Source organism: uncultured Chitinibacter sp. (assembly GCF_945957625.1).
In the GTDB taxonomy this organism is placed as follows: domain Bacteria; phylum Pseudomonadota; class Gammaproteobacteria; order Burkholderiales; family Chitinibacteraceae; genus Chitinibacter; species Chitinibacter tainanensis.
The window spans coordinates 1-16,752 of sequence record NZ_CAMFLP010000013.1 but is presented as its reverse complement, the minus strand read 5'-3'; the positions used below and the strand labels follow the sequence as shown (position 1 = coordinate 16,752).

Here is a 16,752-nt window from a genome sequence, read left to right as displayed (position 1 = left end):
TTTATTTTCAGGCCGGCCGCACGTGGCGAAAATACTGCCGGCGTAGCATGTCGTAAGCCCAGTTATACAAATAGGTGTAGGGCAGAAAAAACAGGAAAAAGCCAATATCCAAAGCCAGCGCCTGCCAGAGGCTGAGCTGTAGCCACCACATCGTCAGCGGCACGGCCAGCATGATAAAGCCGCCTTCGAACAGCAGCGCGTGTAGCGTGCGAATTTTGGCCGTGCGCTGCCAGCCCTGCCGGCGCTCCAGTTTTTCAAAACCATAATTAAAAATGGCATTCCACAACATGGCGCAGCTGGCCAAAATCATCGCCAGCACCCCCACATGCGCCACACTGGCCCCCAGCAACCAGGCCGCAATCGGCGTCACCAGCAGCACACCGCCAACTTCAAAAAGCACCGCATGCAGTACTCGCTCGGGCCAGGTTTTGGCGGGTAATTGGGCTAAATCAGGCATGTCACATCCTCTGTAGTAAGGTGATTCGCCCAGATTATCCGCAGAAAAACCGATAGAATAAAATCAGTTACCATCGGCTTTAACGATAGATAGGGTGTGTTTATGTTTAACTCCATCGATAGCCTGACCGCCTTTGTGCATGCGGCCCAGCTGGGCTCTTTTTCCGCCGCCGCGCGGCATATGGGCAAGAGCCAATCCACGGTGTCCGAGGCCATCAGCCAGCTGGAAATCGATGCCGGGGTTGCCTTATTTGATCGCCGCACCCGCCAGCCCACCCTCACGGCGGCGGGCGCACGCCTACTAAGCCATGCCCAGCATGTGCTGCACAGCCATGCCGCGCTGCGCCAGCAAGCGCTGGCTTTGCAAGGTGGCGAAGAAGCGCAATTGAGTATCGTGCTCTCGGATACATTTCAATCGCAGGCCTTTGAAACGCTATTAACCGCCTTTGCCGAACGATTTCCGCTGCTGCGTCTGGAGTGCCTCGTTGGCGAAGACGATGATGTGCTGGCGCTATTGCGTAGCGGGCGGGCGCAGCTGGGGGTGATGCGCGCGCAGGGGCGCTATCAGGCCGATGTTTCCGCCCAAGCCCTGCCCGGCCACACGGCCATGGCGCTGTATGTGGGCGCACAGCACCCGCTCGCGCAGGCAGCGCAGGTGGATGAAGCGCAATTATTGCAACATCGCGAGTTGCGGCTCAGCACCTACACCCGCAGCCCAGCCGGCCCGCATAGCCCCCGTTGCTGGCTGGCACCGAGCTATCTGCTGCTACTGGAACTCACTGCGCGCAATTTTGGCTGGGCCGCCCTGCCTACTTGGCTGGCGGCGCAGTTTGGCCACGGGCAACTGGTGCAGCTCAACACCGCCAATTGGCCTCAAGCCACGACGCTCGATCTGGTATGGCTACGCACCGCGCAATTGGGGCCGGCCGCGTGCTGGCTAATCCAGCAGCTGCAACACGCGGGGCACACGGCTGCGGCGAGGTAGGTCTCGGCACGCGGGGGCACCCGCGCCCTTACTTAATCGGGGTATTACTCGACAGCCATTATTTAATAATGGCCAAAGAAAGATACCCCGCCCAACTATTTGGCCGCTGGCAATTTCGGCAGCACTTCGCGGCTGAAATACGGCTCTTCTAAGCCCCAGAAAATATAATCCAGCCCCAGATACTGCTCGGCAAATTGCAGATTATCGGCCACGGTATTGCGTTTGCCGGTTTTCGGGTTTTTCTGGCGCAAATTACCATCCTGTACCGCCAGCGCTTTGATCAGCTCGGCCGGATAGGCGCGCAAGAATGCATAGCTTTGCTGCATATGCGCTTTGCGGTACGGCATCAGATCAGGGCCGCCCACCCCCATTTTCAGCTCGGCCGCGCGCTGAAACAGCCGGCGCATATAGCCATGGTCATCCCACGGCAGCCATTCGCCTGGCAGAAAATTCAGATACACCATCGCAGTGCTCTGCGGGAAAGCCGCCGCCAGCACGCCCATATTCTCCTCGATGGCCGCCACATACTGCGCCGGGGCAAACCCCGCCGGCCACGTGGTGGTGCCATCACGATGCTCGGTGCCGATGTCGATAGCGCTTTCGCTGAAGTTAATCCCGGCAATCTGGCCATCGAATTCCTGACCCAGCGCCTTAATCAGCGCCTGATAGCGGCCACGTACGTTCGGCTCCCACATTTTGGGCACCCAGCCATATTCATCGCTGCCCAAGGGCTGGGTCGGGTCGCGCTCGGGCGCGCTGGCCATGCTTTGCTTGAGCGCCCCGCCCTGATAGGCCGGGCTCAATAAATATGCCGGCACATTGGGCTGGGGCGTGAACGATTTATCTTGCAGCTGCACCCACAGCTGTTTGTGCTGGCTACGCAAATACGCCAGATCGGCGCGGATGGCGCTGAAATCGTATTCGCCGGCTTTTGGCTCCAGCAGGCGCCACGGGTAGGCAATTTGCGCCCCGACAAAGCGCGGGTCACTCAGCGCCTTGGTGGCGCGCAGGGTTTCGCCCTCGCCACCGCGCGATGGGAAATACAACCAGTGTTGCGGGGCGGCGGCGCTGGCGGCATTAGCCAGCAACACCAAGAGCAAACCGGCCACGGCCAGTAGGATGCGTAGCGGCATCTGTCACTCCCTTGCGGCCGAGTCCGGCCAAAAAACGGCAGAGTGTCGGCCAAGCGTTGCGGCTTGCCAAGTGGTAAAAATCCCAGCCGCTAGCCCGGTGGCTGACTCCATTCGATTTGTGGCGCCGGGCGGCCCCACCAGGCCAGCAGCAACACCAGCCCCAGCGCCAAGCCCAGCTGCAGTGGCCACGGCCAGCGGCGATAGCGCTGCCAGCCCTGCTGGGCTATCCGGCTCAGCACCGGCTGCCAGCGTTGCCATTGCTGCTGCGTCTGCCGCGCCAGCACTGGCGTCCAGCGCCGCAGTTGCGCCGCACTGCTGGCGAGCAGCCGGCGGGTGCCGCGCCAGCCATGGCGGGCCAGCCAATGCAATAGCCGCCCGCTACTGGCCAGCCATGGCCGTAGCGGATCACCCCCCGCTGGCGCAGCGCTGGTCTGCGCGCTCACGCGAGAGTTAGGCTCAGCGGTGGCAGTGTGGGCTCGATGGGGATGGTGGGATGAGGTGTCCGGCTGGCTTGCCGTGGCCGCCGTGGCCGCCGTGGCCTGATGATGAGTTGCAGTAGCACTGGCTGGCTGCGCCGCAGTGCCCGACTGCCAGCCGGCTTGCAAGGCCGCGAGCGCAGCGGCGGCATCGGCAAAGCGCGCCTCGCGCTGCCGGGCCATGCAGCGCATCACCAGCGCTGAGAGCCATTCGGGCACCTCGGGGCGCAACACGGCGGGCGTAGGCGGTTGGTGATGCAGCACCTGATACACGATATTCATCGTGGTTTCGCCATCAAAGGGCAGCGCGCCGGTCAGCGCCTGATACAGTACCACGCCGGCGGCGTATAAATCAGCCCGGCCATCCAGCGGCTGGCCTGCCAGCTGTTCGGCCGGCATATAGCGCGGCGAGCCCAGCACGGTGCCGGTGCGCGTGAGCTCACTGGCCGGCAGTTGGGCAATGCCAAAATCGGTGATTTTCAGCCGCCCGGCGCGCGTCAGCATCAGGTTGGCGGGCTTGATATCACGATGGACAATCTGATGTATATGTGCGTGAGCCAATGCAGAAAAGAGCTGGCGAGCAATACCCACCACGTCACGCACTGGCAGTGGCCCTTGCCGCGCCAGCAGATCTTTGAGCGTCGCGCCTTCCACCAGCTCCATCGCCAGATAATTTTTGCCACGCCATTCGCCGCAATCAAACACCGTGATAATGCCGGGGTGATTCAGCCGCGCGGCCGAGCGCGCCTCTTGCAACAATCGCGCGGCGTATTCGGCGGCTTCGCTGCTGGCCAGATTAACCTGCAGCAATTTCAGCGCCACATCGCGCTCCAGCCGGGTATCCCGCGCTTTAAACACCACGCCCATCGCGCCGGCACCGAGGCGATGTTGCAGCGTGTAATGGGCGATCTGCGGCGAGCTCATCAGGGCGGCCAGAAAGAGTCAGCAAAGCGCTTATTGTAACCTGAGCCACAGCCCGCACCGCCAGCCGGCGTGGCCGGGGTGACGCAGCGCACAGCCCTGTGGCGGCAGTTTGCCCGCGCACCAAGACGCAAACCCCGCTAAAATGGCGCTTTATTTTGCGGATACAGCGCACCATGAAAATCGCCCTCGCCCAGATCAACCCCATTGTTGGCGACTTGGCCGGCAATACCGAGCTGATTCTCGCTGCGGCCCGCGAGGCCCAGGCGGCCGGGGCCGATATTCTGCTGACCCCCGAGCTCGCCCTCACCGGCTATCCGCCGGAAGACCTGCTACTGCGCCCGGCGTTTTTGCAGCAATGTAAACAGGCGATTGGCCGTTTTATCGATGAAGTGGACGGCATTACCTTGGTGGTTGGCCACCCCAGCGGCGTTGCGGGTGACGAGGTATTTAACTCGGCCAGCGTGATTCGCGATGGCAATCTACTTGGTCGCTACGATAAATTGTTGCTGCCGAATAACGCCGTGTTCGACGAAGTACGCTACTTTACCCCCGGCTTTGCGCCGCTGGTGTTTGAGCAAGATGGCGTGCAAGTCGGTATCGCGATTTGCGAAGACATCTGGGATACCGAGCCAGCCGCCGCCGCGCGCGATGAAGGTGCCGAGCTGCTGTTGGTGCTGAACGCCTCACCGTTCCATCAAGCCAAACAAGAAACCCGCCGCGCCGTAGCCGCCCAGCGCGTCGATGAAAACGGCATTCCACTGGTGTATTGCAACCTGGTTGGCGGGCAAGATGAGCTGGTGTTTGATGGGCATTCGTTTGCCTTAAACAAATCTGGCGACTTGGTGCTGCAAGCGCCGGCGTATCAAAGCCTGATTACCTACTGCGAGTATGTCTCTGGCGACCTTATTCAAGCTGAAGTAGCACCCGATACCCCCATTGAAGAGAGCATTTACGGCGCGCTAGTCCAAGGCGTGAAAGACTATATCGGCAAAAACCGTTTCCCCGGCATTTTGCTGGGCCTCTCGGGCGGGATTGATTCGGCGCTGACTTTGGCGATTGCGGTCGATGCGCTCGGCGCCGAGCGCTGCCACGCGGTGATGATGCCGTCGCGCTATACCGCCGATATTTCGGTGACCGATTCGCGCGCGATGATTGATATTCTGGGCTGCAAATATTCCGAAATCGAAATCTGGCCGATGTATGAAAGCATGATGGCCGGCTTGGCCGACGAATTTGCGGGCCGCGAAATGGATACCACCGAAGAGAATCTGCAGAGCCGCATCCGGGGTATGCTCTTGATGTCCTTATCGAATAAGACCGGCAAGCTAGTACTCACCACGGGTAATAAGTCCGAAATGACCACCGGCTACGCGACGCTGTACGGCGATATGGCGGGTGGTTTTGCGGTGCTCAAAGACGTGGCCAAAACCATGGTCTATCGCCTATCGAACTGGCGCAATCAGCAAGCCATCGCCAACGGCCAGCCGGCGCCAATCCCTGAGCGCATCATCACGCGCCCACCGTCAGCCGAGCTGCGCCCTGATCAGAAAGACCAAGACAGCCTACCGGAATACGACGTGCTCGACGCGATTTTGGCCGCCTATGTGGAAGAAAACCTCAGCATCGCCGACATCATCGCCCGCGGTTATGCCGAGGCCGATGTGAATAAAGTGGTGCGGCTACTGAAAATCAACGAATACAAGCGCCGCCAGGCACCGGTGGGCCCGCGTATTACCGAGCGCTCGTTCGGTAAAGACTGGCGCATGCCGATCACGCAGCGCTTTACGCTGTAATGCCAACGTCGGTGAACTACAACACTTTCTCGCGCCATACAGCTCGCTGTATGGCGTTTTTATTACATCTGCAGGCATTGATTTTGCAGTGCAAAATCAAGCCTTTCCGCATTTTACCGGCATTTGAAGTGCCAATTGCTTGCCTACATGCAACAAAAATGTAACCTTACGCTGTTACCTTACGAGTTCACCCAGCTTTAGCTTTATCGGCATGCCACCCTCCAGCTCCACCACCTCGCTCACCTCCGGATTGCTTGAGATCATTCAATCGCAACGCTTGAGTGCTGTATTCCAGCCGATTGCCGTGGTGAATGAAGGCCAGGTGTATGGTTATGAAGGCCTGATTCGTGGCCCGCAAGGCCATGCGCTGGAGTCGCCGGTGGCACTATTTGCCGCCGCCGAAGCTGCCAATCTGGTGGCTGAGCTGGATGCGGCCTGCCGCAGCGTGATTATTCGCCGCTTCGCCGAGCTGGCTCTGCCCGGCCATCTGTTTCTGAATATCTGCCCTGGCAGCCTCACCGTGCCCTTGCCGCAGCAGCAAGCGCTGCTGGATGTGTTGCACGCGGCGGGGCTATCCCCCAGCAATGTGATCATCGAGCTGACCGAAACCCAAACCATTGAGAACTACGCCGAGCTCTCCACCGCGGTGCGCCGCTGTCGCGAGCAGGGCTTTAAGCTGGCGCTGGATGATCTGGGCGAGGGTTTTTCTTCGCTGCGGCTGTGGTCGGAGCTCAAACCTGATTTTGTCAAAATCGATAAATATTTTATTCAGGGCCTCAATAGCGATCCGCAAAAACGGCAGTTTGTGCGCTCGATCCAGCAAATTGCCCTGAATACCAAAACCAGCGTAATCGCTGAAGGCATTGAAACCGTGGCCGAGCTCGATTGCGTGCGGCAAATCGGCATTACCTTGATTCAGGGCTATTTGTTGGCCCGCCCGGCGGCTGAACCGCTACATACAGTTCAATTGCCCTCGGCGCCGGCCAGCCTGCGTGCGCGCGAGCTGCAAACCACCGCCGCCTCACTGTTGCAGCTTACCCCCGCCGCCTCGCCTCGCGATAACCACGATGCGATCTGGCGCCGCTTTCAGCAACAAGCCGACCTGCATGCCATCCCGGTGGTGGAAAACGATCAGCCCATTGGCCTGATTAAACGCCACGATATTCTGGAGCTGTTTTCGCGCCCGTATAGCCGCGAGCTATTTGGTAACCGCGATTGCCGCTTGCATATGGACCCACAGCCCTTGGTTGTGGAGCAAAGCACCAGCCTGACCGAGCTGGCGCAATTGGTGACCGCCAGCGAGCGGCTGAATCTGGATGATGGTTTTATCATTACCGAGCGGGGCCGCTATCTGGGCATGGGCACGGGCCGCGAGCTGATTCGCGCCATGACCGAAATGCAGCTGGCCGCCGCCCGCCACGCCAATCCGCTCACCGGTCTGCCCGGCAATGCGCCGATTCAGGACACCATGAGCCATCTTTTGGCCCAGCAGCTGGATTTCACCGTGGTGTACGTCGATCTGGATCATTTCAAACCCTACAACGATGTGTATGGCTATGCGCGCGGCGATGAATTGCTGAAATTTCTGGGCGCTTTATTGCAGCAGGCCTTTGACCCGGTGCTGGATTTTGTTGGCCATGTGGGCGGCGATGATTTTATTTTGCTGCTGCGTAGCCACGATTGGCAGGCGCGCTGCGAAACCGTGCTGGCGCAATTTGAAACCATGATCGGCAGCTATTTCACTAGCGAAGACCGCGCAGCCGGCGGCTACAACGCGCCCAATCGGCAAGGGCAAATGCAGTTTCACCCGCTAGTGTCGCTGTCGCTGGGCGCCGCGCAGATTCTGGCCAAATGGTATGAATCGCACCACGAAGTGGCCAATATCGCCAGCAGCGCCAAAAGCATGGCCAAACGCGAGCAGGGCAACAGTATTTTCATCGATCGCCGCACCCAGCGCCCACCCCTTCCCCCAGCCAATCGCGGCGGGTATAACGTCGAAAGCCCGATTTAATCGGGCTTTCTGTTAGATACTGCACGGGGTATTGGCTGACTACAGCGCTGTCGCCACTAGATCTGGCTCAGATCCCAATCCAGCCCTTCTTCGTCTTTGGCCAGCTCTAGCAAGGGCTTCAGATTATGCAGCAGCGCGCGCAAATGCGGCCGCAGCTCGTCCAGATTGCCTTTGTGCAACATCACTAAAGCTTCGGAAATCAGCGGGGTCGGTGCTTGCGCAGCAGCCGGATCAGGCATAAACACCTGATTATCCATTGGATCGGCATACAGCCGGTCTTGCGCCACGCTGAGCATGCGCTCGACCGAATGCACATCGTCATGCCAAGAATTAGCCACCGCAATCGATGCGGTGACGCGGATTTGCTCGTTGCGGAAATTCACCCGCGCGTTGGCAATGGTCTGGCGCAAGCGCTCGGCCACCACGCGCGCTTCGGTCAGCGGCGTAGCCGGCGACACAATGGCAAAACGCGAGTCGGCCAGATGCGCCAGTGTGTCTTCTTTGCGCAATTTGGCTTCGAGCAATTTCGCCAGCAGTCCCAGCAATTGGCCATGCACGCGCTCACCAAGCTTATTGTGCAAGGCGACGCCGTGATTGACCTCCAGCAACAACAGTGTGACCTCGCTGTTGTGCCGCAGCGCAAAGGCCAGCGCCTGCTCCAGTTGCAGATTCAGCAAATGCGAGCTACCAACACCCGTAACGGCATCGGTGGTGGCAGTTTGCACCTGCACCGCGCGGGTTTCAGCCAGCTCGCGCCGGGTGGCGGCCAATTCGAGATTGGCTTTCACCCGCGCCAGCATTTCGGTGCGGTCGGTGGATTTGGTAACGAAATCATTGGCGCCGCAATCGACGCAGCGCAACTTGGTGGCCTCGTCTTCTTCACCCGAGATAATAATCACTGGCAAATAGTGCATGCGCGGCTCGCCCGAGCCCCGGATGCGGGCCAAGAGCCCCAGCCCATCCAGCTCGGGCATGGTGAGATCAGAGAGCAAGAGATCAATCGAATCATCCGCCAGCAGGCGGCGCCAGCCGGCTTCGCCGTCGGCCTCTTCAATCAGCTCATAAGCATCGGCAAGGTGTTTGCGGATTGTCGCCCGGACGATGCGGGAGTCATCAACGACCAGAATTTTCGGCCGGGTCGCCAGCTCGGTATTGTCATTCATCTTCGGCAATCGGTGTGGGTGCGATTAGAATTCAAGCCTAGCATACCATGGCGGCATTGGTGTGAAAGCAATGCCGCCACTTTAACACTGGACAGGCACTGGCCTGCCATGTCATAAAGAAACCATCACCGGCGGATGGATAAATCATGGCCAGCTCGTACCGTTTGCAAATAGGCTTATCGCCTCTGGCTCCGCAAGAGGCCGATATTGCGCTGGGCGCGATTCGCCGCACCTGGTGCATGCCCTCGTGGGTACGCAAACAGCCCTTGGCCGATGGCGTGATCTTGCTGGAAGTTCGCCACGAAGCCGAGCTCAAACCCGGCGAAAGCGCCGACTGGTTTGTTGAGCGCCTCGCCGCCGCCCTGTGGCAAGATATCGGCCGGTTTGTGCGCATCGCCATCGATATTGCCCCGCATGAAGCGCCGGATGGCCGGATTTTCGTGCTAGAAGAAGAATCCTACTGGCGCATCATGCGCAGCTTCCGCCTGTCGCAACACTAATCAAAGTATACCCAACCAAGGTATCAAGCCCAAGCCAAGCACTTTCAATCAGTTCAAGCCAATACCAAGCCCGAATTGCCTTATGATGTCAGTCTAGGCATTTTTGCTAGGCGAAAAAAAACCCGCTCGAGAGCGGGTTTTTCTACCGGCAAAAACTTAGGCCATTGCTTTAACAGCAGCAGCCAGACGGCTCTTATGACGAGCAGCCTTGTTTTTGTGGAAGATTTTCTTGTCAGCGATACGGTCGATGGTGCTAACAGACTGTTGGTATACAGCAGCAGCAGCCGCTTTATCGCCAGCAGCGATCGCTTTCAGTACTTTCTTAACTGCAGTACGGAATTCAGAACGCTGAGAAGCGTTGTGCTCACGTGCTGCGGTGGCTTGACGGGCGCGTTTGCGAGCCTGTGCGGTATTTGCCATGGTGTAATGCTCCTAGTAGGTGTAACGGGTCTACTGCTTGGCCGGAGACACGGACTTTCGGCAGCACACACAACCCTAGAAAGCCGACGATTTTATTCGTTCTTCACCTTCAGCGCAAGAGCAGCGTATCATGCGCGTCACATACCTATCAGGGGCTTTCTTCGCTATGAATCTGCTCAAGGCTGTGGCCGCCGTCAGCTCAATGACCTTGGTTTCCCGCGTGCTGGGCTTTGCTCGCGACGCCATCATGGCACGGATGTTCGGGGCTGGCATTGCCACCGATGCCTTTAACGTGGCCTTTCGCTTACCGAATTTATTGCGACGTATCTTCGCCGAGGGCGCATTCAGCCAAGCTTTCGTGCCTATACTGGCCGAATACAAGAATAAACAGGGCGACGAGGCCGCGCGAGAATTCATCGCCGATGTCTCAGGGATGCTCACGCTGATCCTCAGCATTGTGACCATTCTGGGCATTTTGGCGGCGCCCTGGATCATCACCCTGACCGCGCCGGGCTTTAGCCAGAATGCCGATAAATTTACCCTGACCGTTGATCTGCTCAGGGTCACCTTTCCGTATATTTTGCTGATTTCGCTATCGTCATTGGCCGGCGCGGTGCTCAATACCTGGAATAAATTCTCGATTCCGGCGTTTGTACCCACGCTGCTAAATGTCTCGTTTATTGTTTTTGCGCTGTTTCTCGCGCCCTATTTTAATCCGCCGATTAAAGCCATGGCCTGGGCCTGCGTTGTGGGCGGCATCGCGCAGCTGGCATACCAACTACCCTATCTGCGCAAAATCGGCATGCTCACTCGCCCCAAACTCAACTGGGACAATGTGGGTGTCTGGCGAGTCATGAAACAAATGGGGCCAGCGATTCTAGGCGTGTCGGTGAGCCAGATTTCGCTGATCATCAATACGATTTTTGCGTCATTTCTGATTTCGGGCTCGGTGTCGTGGATGTACTACGCCGACCGCTTGATGGAATTCCCCACTGGCCTACTCGGCGTGGCGCTGGGCACGATTTTGTTGCCGTCTCTTTCCAAAACCTACGCCAGTAATGACACTGCCGAATATTCGCGCCTGCTTGACTGGGGTTTGCGTTTAGCACTGATGCTGGCGGTGCCTTCGGCGGTGGCGCTGGCACTGATTGCCGAGCCATTGACTGTGGCGATGTTCCAATACGGCAAATTCACGGCGCACGATGCCGCCATGACCCAGCAAGCACTCACCGCCTACGCCGTCGGTTTGGTCGGACTGATTCTGATTAAAATCTTGGCCCCTGGCTTTTACGCCCGACAAAACATCAAAACTCCAGTCAAAATCGCGCTATTCACCTTGTGTATTACTCAGGCGTTTAATCTGGTGCTGATTGGCCCGCTCAAACATGCCGGGCTGGCGCTGGCAATTAGCCTGGGCGCGCTCACCAATGCCGGCTTTCTGTTTTATAAATTGCGTAGCCAGCAGATATTTAGCCCGCAAGCCGGCTGGAGCAGCTTTTTGCTCAAGCTCTTCATCGCCGTCACGGTCATGGCCGCGGCCTTGCTGGCCACATTGCAATTTATGCCGCCGTGGGCCGACGGGCATATGGCCTGGCGCCTAGTGCGGCTGGCCGGATTGGTCTCGGTCGGGATCGTGGCATATTTTGCCACCTTGGGTGTACTGGGCTTTCGGCCACGCGATTTTTCCCGACGCACGACTTAGATCAATACCGATCGGCACAAGATCACCGCGCGGCCAGCAGGCTTCGTGCTAAAATCTTGCCCTTGCCGAGTTACCTGTGGTGCGGCAGCACCAAATACCCTCTCTGTAGCCAATGGAGCAAAGCATGACTGCCTCGATTTTTGCCAATGTTGAAATGGCCCCACGCGACCCGATTCTGGGTCTGAATGAAGCGTATAACGCCGATACCCGCGGCACCAAAGTGAACCTGGGTGTAGGGGTGTACTACAACGACGAAGGCAAAATTCCTCTGCTGGCAGCTGTGAAAGAAGCAGAAAAAGCCCGTCTAGCCGCTCAGCCACCACGCGGCTACCAAGCTATTGAAGGCAACCCAGCGTACAACGCCGGCGTGCAAAACTTGCTGTTCGGCGCTGATAGCGAATTGATCGCGGCTGGTCGCGTAGTGACAGCTCAAGCTTTGGGCGGCACGGGCGCACTGAAAATCGGTGGCGACTTCCTGCAACGTCTGAACCCAAATGCGACTGTTTACATCAGCAACCCCAGCTGGGAAAACCACCGCGCGATTTTTGAATCAGCGGGTTTCAAAGTAGGCGACTATCCATACTACGACGCGACCACTCGCGGCGTTGATTTCGCAGCGATGAAGGCGTTTCTGCTCACTCTGGAAGCGGGCTCGATCATCATCCTGCACGCGTGCTGCCACAACCCAACTGGCGCAGACATGTCTGACGCACAATGGGGCGAAGTGGTTGAAGCATGTCGCGAGCGTGGTCTGGTACCGTTCCTCGACATGGCTTACCAAGGTTTCGCGGAAGGCATCGACGCTGACTCGGTGGCGGTAAAAGCATTTGCAGCGTCTGGCCTGCAATTCTTTATCTCTAGCTCATTCTCGAAAAGCTTCTCTTTGTACGGCGAGCGCGTAGGTGCGTTGTCGATCATTACTTCAAGCAAAGAAGAATCTGGCCGCGTATTGAGCCAGCTGAAACGCGTCATCCGCACCAACTACTCTAATCCACCGATCCACGGCGGCGCGGTAGTGGCTGCCGTTCTGGGCAGCGCCGAATTGCGCGCGATGTGGGAAGAAGAACTCGGCGGCATGCGCGTGCGTATTCGCGCAATGCGCTCTGGCTTGGTGGAAAAACTGGCGGCACGCGGCGTAGCGCAAGATTTCTCGTTTGTAACGCAACAGCGCGGCATGTTCTCATACACCGGCCTGACTGCCGAGCAAGTTGAAAAACTGCGCGCTGAATACGGCATTTACGCCGTTTCAACCGGCCGTATCTGCTTGGCTGCGTTGAACAACAACAACATCGATTACGTGGCCGACTCAATCGCCAAAGTATTGTAATCTGCCGTGGGCTACTCGCTGAAGTGAGAGCCCTGCATAAAAAAGCCTGCGCATGCGCAGGCTTTTTGTTTGGCTCGCACCACCTTAAGCGGGCATATATTGCTGAATATCCACCTCATCAATCTGCTCGGCCTGCATAAAGCGCTCGGCATACTGTCGATAAATACCTTCCTGCAAAAACAGCGCAAAAAGCTCGGCATCGATATGCTGATCTTTGACCATAAAGCTCATGATCTTAAGCGCCTCGGAAAGGGTTTTACCTTTTTTATACGGCCGATCGACCGCAGTGAGTGCCTCGAAAATATCGGCCATCGCCATCATGCGCGCCGGCACGCTCATCTCTTCGCGCCGCAGGCGCTTTGGATAACCCGTACCATCCATTTTCTCGTGGTGACCACCGGCGATTTCCGGCACTTGCCGCAAATGCCGTGGGAACGGCAGCTTTTCCAGCATGATGATGGTTTGAATAATGTGCTCATTGATCTTGTAGCGTTCTTCCGAAGAAAGCGTGCCACGGGCCACGCTGAGATTGTAGAGTTCACCGCGGTTATACAGTGCTTCAGGCACATTCACTTTAAAGCCCCACGGATTATCCGCCGCCAGCTGCTCGCGCGCACCGCGCTCAATCAAATGCTCAGGACGATCCGCCAGCAAGGGCTCCAGCACCGGTAAAGCGGGCTCTGGGCTGCGCGCTTTACGCTGTTTTTCTTCATGCGCAATACCGACGCGATCCGATAGCGTCCGCCGCCAGGTGCGCTGGGCAATCTGCTGCAAACGCGTGATTTTTTCAGGCGCCATAAATTCTCCACCCTCATTACAGGCCGCCACAAACGCAAAATCATCATCCAGCGCAGCCAATTGCGCGGCCAGCTCGGCCTGCAACACCGGCACATCACCGCCTGCGGCAACGCCCTGCCAGTAGGCCAGCTCGGCATCGCGCTTAAGCACCTCAAACCGCATCCGCACTTCATGAATCCGGTCATACAGCGTTTCAAGCTTGGTGGCTTTATCCACCACGTATTCAGGGGTGGTCACCTTCCCGCAATCATGCAGCCACGCCGCGATATGCAGCTCCTCCCACTGCGCTTCACTCAAACTAAAGCCCGCAAATGGCCCTTGCGTTTGCCGCTCTGCGGCTCGCGCCAGCATCTTGGTTAATTCCGGCACGCGCTGGCAATGCCCACCTGTATAGGGGCTCTTGGCATCAATCGCGCCAGCAATCAATTGAATAAAGGCTTCGAGCAAGGTTTTTTGCTCATTAATCAAGCGCTGAGTATCTACAGCCACCGCAGCAGTGGCGGCGATGGTTTCCACAAAGGCCAGCAATTCGGCCGAAGGCCGCTTCGCCTCGTCCAGCGCCAAGGCCAATACCCCCACCAAAGCCCCATCCCGATTGCGCAAAGGCAACGTGAGCTGGGTTAATTCACGCTCAGTAGCCGGTAAAAGTGGAAAATCCTGCGTAAATTGGGCGGGCGACAAGCGACACAGGGTCTCGCCTTCACGCAAAGCGCTGGCCACGGCATGCTCACTGGCGAGCGCAATCAACTGCGAATGCTCATCGGCTGGTTGCGCCGGCCCTTGCCAGAAATATTGTGCGGCCTCCAGTGCCTGGCCATCGGCGCTGGTAATAAAGATCACCCCGCCCTCCGCCAAGCTCACCGCCCCCAATTCATTCAGGATGCGTGCCAACAATTGCCCAAAATTACGCTCGCTCGCCAGCGCCTGTGAGAGCGACATAAAGCGATGAATCGTTTGCTTCATACTGCCTAAACCATCTGCCAAGCGGGCAATCTCGCGGATATTACTGCGCACATGCAGCGGCTCATCAAACTGAAACTGCTCGATTTTTTGTACTTCATCGCTCAGCGCATTAATCGGCCGTGATGCTTTGTGCGATAGCCAGATGGCCATCAACACCCCAAAAGCGAGCAAGCCCAAAGAGACAAGAATCCCGCGATTGCGCTCACTCACCGCGTCAGCCATCAATTCCGCATGCGGGGTCGCCATGGCCAGCGTCATATCCGGCATACCCGGCAAACGCAGGGGCTGCACCATCCCCTCCCACTGCTCCCCCTGCCCATTGGCAAAGGTACTGGCCGAACCAGCATGCCCGGTCTGCTGCCCAAGTAGGCTCAGCAGTACATTCGGGTCATAGTGGCTCAGCTCGGGCAAGCGCCACTGCCCGTCGCTACCCCGAGTGAGCTCGGGCACACCCTTTTGCGAAGCCAACACGCGCTGCTGACTATCAAGCAGTGCTAGCCGCGTATCCGGCGTGATTTTATGCCGCAGCAGGAAAGTATTGATGCGCTCCAGCCGCACATCACTCCCCACCACCGCCTTGTGATTGGCTGCCAAACGCGAAAAGGTGATCCCCGTCTGGCCGCTACTGGCAAAGAAATATGGCGCGGTTACTTTTAAAGTCTGCGGCTGCCCATGCACCTGGTACCAATCCCGCAAGCGGGGATCAAAGCGATAGCGCTCATCCACGCGTTGCTCAAGCAGATGCAAATCTTGATCAAAAAATAAATACTCGCCGCGCAGCTGACCTTGCGGATAAGTAATACTTTGCACAATCCATTCGGTGCCTACAGGCGGCTGGAAACGCTGTTGCAGCACCTTATTTTGGCCATAGGTGCGCACCATGAAAAAATCGCCCGTGTCATAGCCGATATACTGCGCCGTGAGAATGGGATTGTGCCGCAGCGAGGCCACTAGATAGGGCAAAGCCTGCAAACGCTCATCCAGCGTTCGGGCACGCATCAGCTCGTGCTGTGCCATCAACTCACTGCTGCGCGCACCACTGTGATAAATCTCGCGTATTTCTTCTGTCGCCGATTCAACCGCCAGCCGGAACTGCTGATCGGCCGTTTGCTTCAGCATGCGCGTGGTGGTTTGATATTGCTGCCAGCTACTAAGCAAAGCAAAACTGAGCAACAAGCCCACAAACAAATACGAAATATGAATATAAAACGGTACCTGTGTTGCTCGGGCCTGCGACATCAGCGACTCCTGAGTGGGGATAACCCACCAAACACGCATCAACCAAACCTTGGGGTATATACCCGAAGGCATTAAATTCATTAGGCCACAGGCATATACCTATTGCTTTTTAGCCTTTTGCAGACACTCGCGCCACTTGCTCGCCGTCGCAGTAGAATTGCCATCCATGGTGCAGTCCCCCGTCTTGAGCCGCAGGTAATTCAAGCCTTGATCTTCGCCCTGTGCCGCAGCTTCGTGCCCACTGGCTTCCGGCGCCGCCTCTTTATGGTTTTCCTGCTGGCGCTCGTATTTTTCCACTTTGCCTTCCAGCTCGTGGATATGATCGGACTTCGCCCGCAATTCGAGCTTCATGGCTTTGATTTCTTCCTGCAGCCCTTCGCGCTCATGCACCATGGTCTCGACGCTTTCTTTGAGCTTGTCGATTTGCTCAAGATAGAATTTTTTCTCGAAATGCCGCTTACTCATGCCAATGGCGATGCCACCCAGCAAAAACACCACCAAGAGTAGAAACGCAAACACGCCGATCAAATGCATCCGGTATTTGAGCAGCAATGGTGGCTCAGGGCTGGCTGGCGCAGCCTCAGGGGTGTGAGCAGAAGAAGATTCAGCCGGAGCGGGGGCCGCAGCGGGATCAGACATGCACAAGACTCCAAACAGATAGAAATCTTAATAAGCATAATCTGCCGATCAGGAAAGCTCCATGTCGATACACGGGCTGTGGTGCGGTACAAACGCACTTGGCGCAGAAAAGAAAAAAGCCAGCGACTTGCGCTGGCTTTTAGTTTGGCTCCCCGACCTGGGCTCGAACCAGGGACACACGGATTAACAGTCCGTTGCTCTACCGACTGAGCTATCGGGGAAT

Annotated in this window: 13 protein-coding genes and 1 tRNA gene; 6 read left to right on the top strand and 8 right to left on the bottom strand. The window is 57.6% G+C overall.

Features of this window, described 5'->3' with window-relative positions:
- Window positions 1–7: 7 nt before the first annotated feature.
- The gene (locus QV747_RS13630; protein ID WP_273429940.1) at window positions 8–457 is read right to left on the bottom strand and encodes a multidrug/biocide efflux PACE transporter; all 450 of its coding nucleotides are present in this window, start codon (window positions 455–457) and stop codon (window positions 8–10) included.
- 102 nt (window positions 458–559) lie between these two features.
- Between QV747_RS13630 and QV747_RS13625 the strand changes: the two genes are divergently transcribed.
- The gene (locus tag QV747_RS13625) at window positions 560–1,441 is read left to right on the top strand and encodes a LysR family transcriptional regulator (RefSeq protein ID WP_273429939.1); all 882 of its coding nucleotides are present in this window, start codon (window positions 560–562) and stop codon (window positions 1,439–1,441) included.
- Between the two features lie 95 nt (window positions 1,442–1,536).
- On the opposite strand, the gene QV747_RS13620 is transcribed toward QV747_RS13625, so the two are convergent.
- A complete protein-coding gene (locus QV747_RS13620) occupies window positions 1,537–2,574 on the bottom strand; it encodes a hypothetical protein (protein ID WP_273429937.1) in 1,038 nt (345 codons plus the stop codon).
- An 89-nt stretch (window positions 2,575–2,663) separates the two neighbouring features.
- Window positions 2,664–3,974, bottom strand: coding sequence for a serine/threonine-protein kinase (locus QV747_RS13615; RefSeq protein WP_273429935.1), 1,311 nt, complete (start codon window positions 3,972–3,974; stop codon window positions 2,664–2,666).
- A 173-nt stretch (window positions 3,975–4,147) separates the two neighbouring features.
- On the opposite strand from QV747_RS13615, the gene QV747_RS13610 reads away from it, so the two are divergent.
- Together QV747_RS13610 and QV747_RS13605 are read left to right on the top strand one after the other, a co-directional pair.
- Entirely contained in the window at window positions 4,148–5,767 is a 1,620-nt protein-coding gene (locus QV747_RS13610) for an NAD+ synthase (RefSeq protein ID WP_273429933.1), read from the top strand.
- A gap of 211 nt (window positions 5,768–5,978) precedes the next feature.
- Window positions 5,979–7,778: a GGDEF domain-containing protein gene (locus QV747_RS13605; RefSeq protein WP_273429931.1), complete on the top strand. Its 1,800-nt coding sequence runs from the start codon at window positions 5,979–5,981 to the stop codon at window positions 7,776–7,778.
- A 56-nt stretch (window positions 7,779–7,834) separates the two neighbouring features.
- Here the strand turns inward: QV747_RS13605 and QV747_RS13600 are convergent, their stop codons facing one another.
- Window positions 7,835–8,941 (bottom strand): response regulator, encoded by a 1,107-nt coding sequence (locus tag QV747_RS13600; protein WP_051258915.1) that lies wholly within the window; start codon window positions 8,939–8,941, stop codon window positions 7,835–7,837.
- A 146-nt stretch (window positions 8,942–9,087) separates the two neighbouring features.
- On the opposite strand from QV747_RS13600, the gene QV747_RS13595 reads away from it, so the two are divergent.
- Window positions 9,088–9,441, top strand: coding sequence for a hypothetical protein (locus QV747_RS13595; RefSeq protein WP_028449942.1), 354 nt, complete (start codon window positions 9,088–9,090; stop codon window positions 9,439–9,441).
- 156 nt (window positions 9,442–9,597) lie between these two features.
- On the opposite strand, the gene rpsT is transcribed toward QV747_RS13595, so the two are convergent.
- Window positions 9,598–9,861 carry a 30S ribosomal protein S20 gene (rpsT, locus tag QV747_RS13590; protein ID WP_028449943.1) on the bottom strand — a complete coding sequence of 88 codons (264 nt, stop codon included), beginning with the start codon at window positions 9,859–9,861 and terminating at the stop codon, window positions 9,598–9,600.
- A 166-nt stretch (window positions 9,862–10,027) separates the two neighbouring features.
- Between rpsT and murJ the strand changes: the two genes are divergently transcribed.
- Both murJ and QV747_RS13580 read left to right on the top strand, forming a co-directional pair.
- On the top strand, window positions 10,028–11,563 hold the full coding sequence (gene murJ, locus QV747_RS13585) for a murein biosynthesis integral membrane protein MurJ (RefSeq protein ID WP_273429928.1): 1,536 nt from the start codon (window positions 10,028–10,030) through the stop codon (window positions 11,561–11,563).
- A gap of 124 nt (window positions 11,564–11,687) precedes the next feature.
- The gene (locus QV747_RS13580) at window positions 11,688–12,890 is read left to right on the top strand and encodes an amino acid aminotransferase (protein WP_273429926.1); all 1,203 of its coding nucleotides are present in this window, start codon (window positions 11,688–11,690) and stop codon (window positions 12,888–12,890) included.
- An 84-nt stretch (window positions 12,891–12,974) separates the two neighbouring features.
- Here QV747_RS13580 and QV747_RS13575 read toward each other — a convergent pair whose 3' ends face one another.
- The 3 genes from QV747_RS13575 to QV747_RS13565 form a co-directional block, all read right to left on the bottom strand.
- The gene (locus QV747_RS13575) at window positions 12,975–15,890 is read right to left on the bottom strand and encodes an HD domain-containing phosphohydrolase (RefSeq protein ID WP_273429924.1); all 2,916 of its coding nucleotides are present in this window, start codon (window positions 15,888–15,890) and stop codon (window positions 12,975–12,977) included.
- A 99-nt stretch (window positions 15,891–15,989) separates the two neighbouring features.
- Window positions 15,990–16,529 carry a hypothetical protein gene (locus QV747_RS13570; protein ID WP_273429922.1) on the bottom strand — a complete coding sequence of 180 codons (540 nt, stop codon included), beginning with the start codon at window positions 16,527–16,529 and terminating at the stop codon, window positions 15,990–15,992.
- 145 nt (window positions 16,530–16,674) lie between these two features.
- Window positions 16,675–16,750: transfer RNA gene (locus QV747_RS13565), tRNA-Asn, on the bottom strand.
- Window positions 16,751–16,752: the final 2 nt, after the last annotated feature.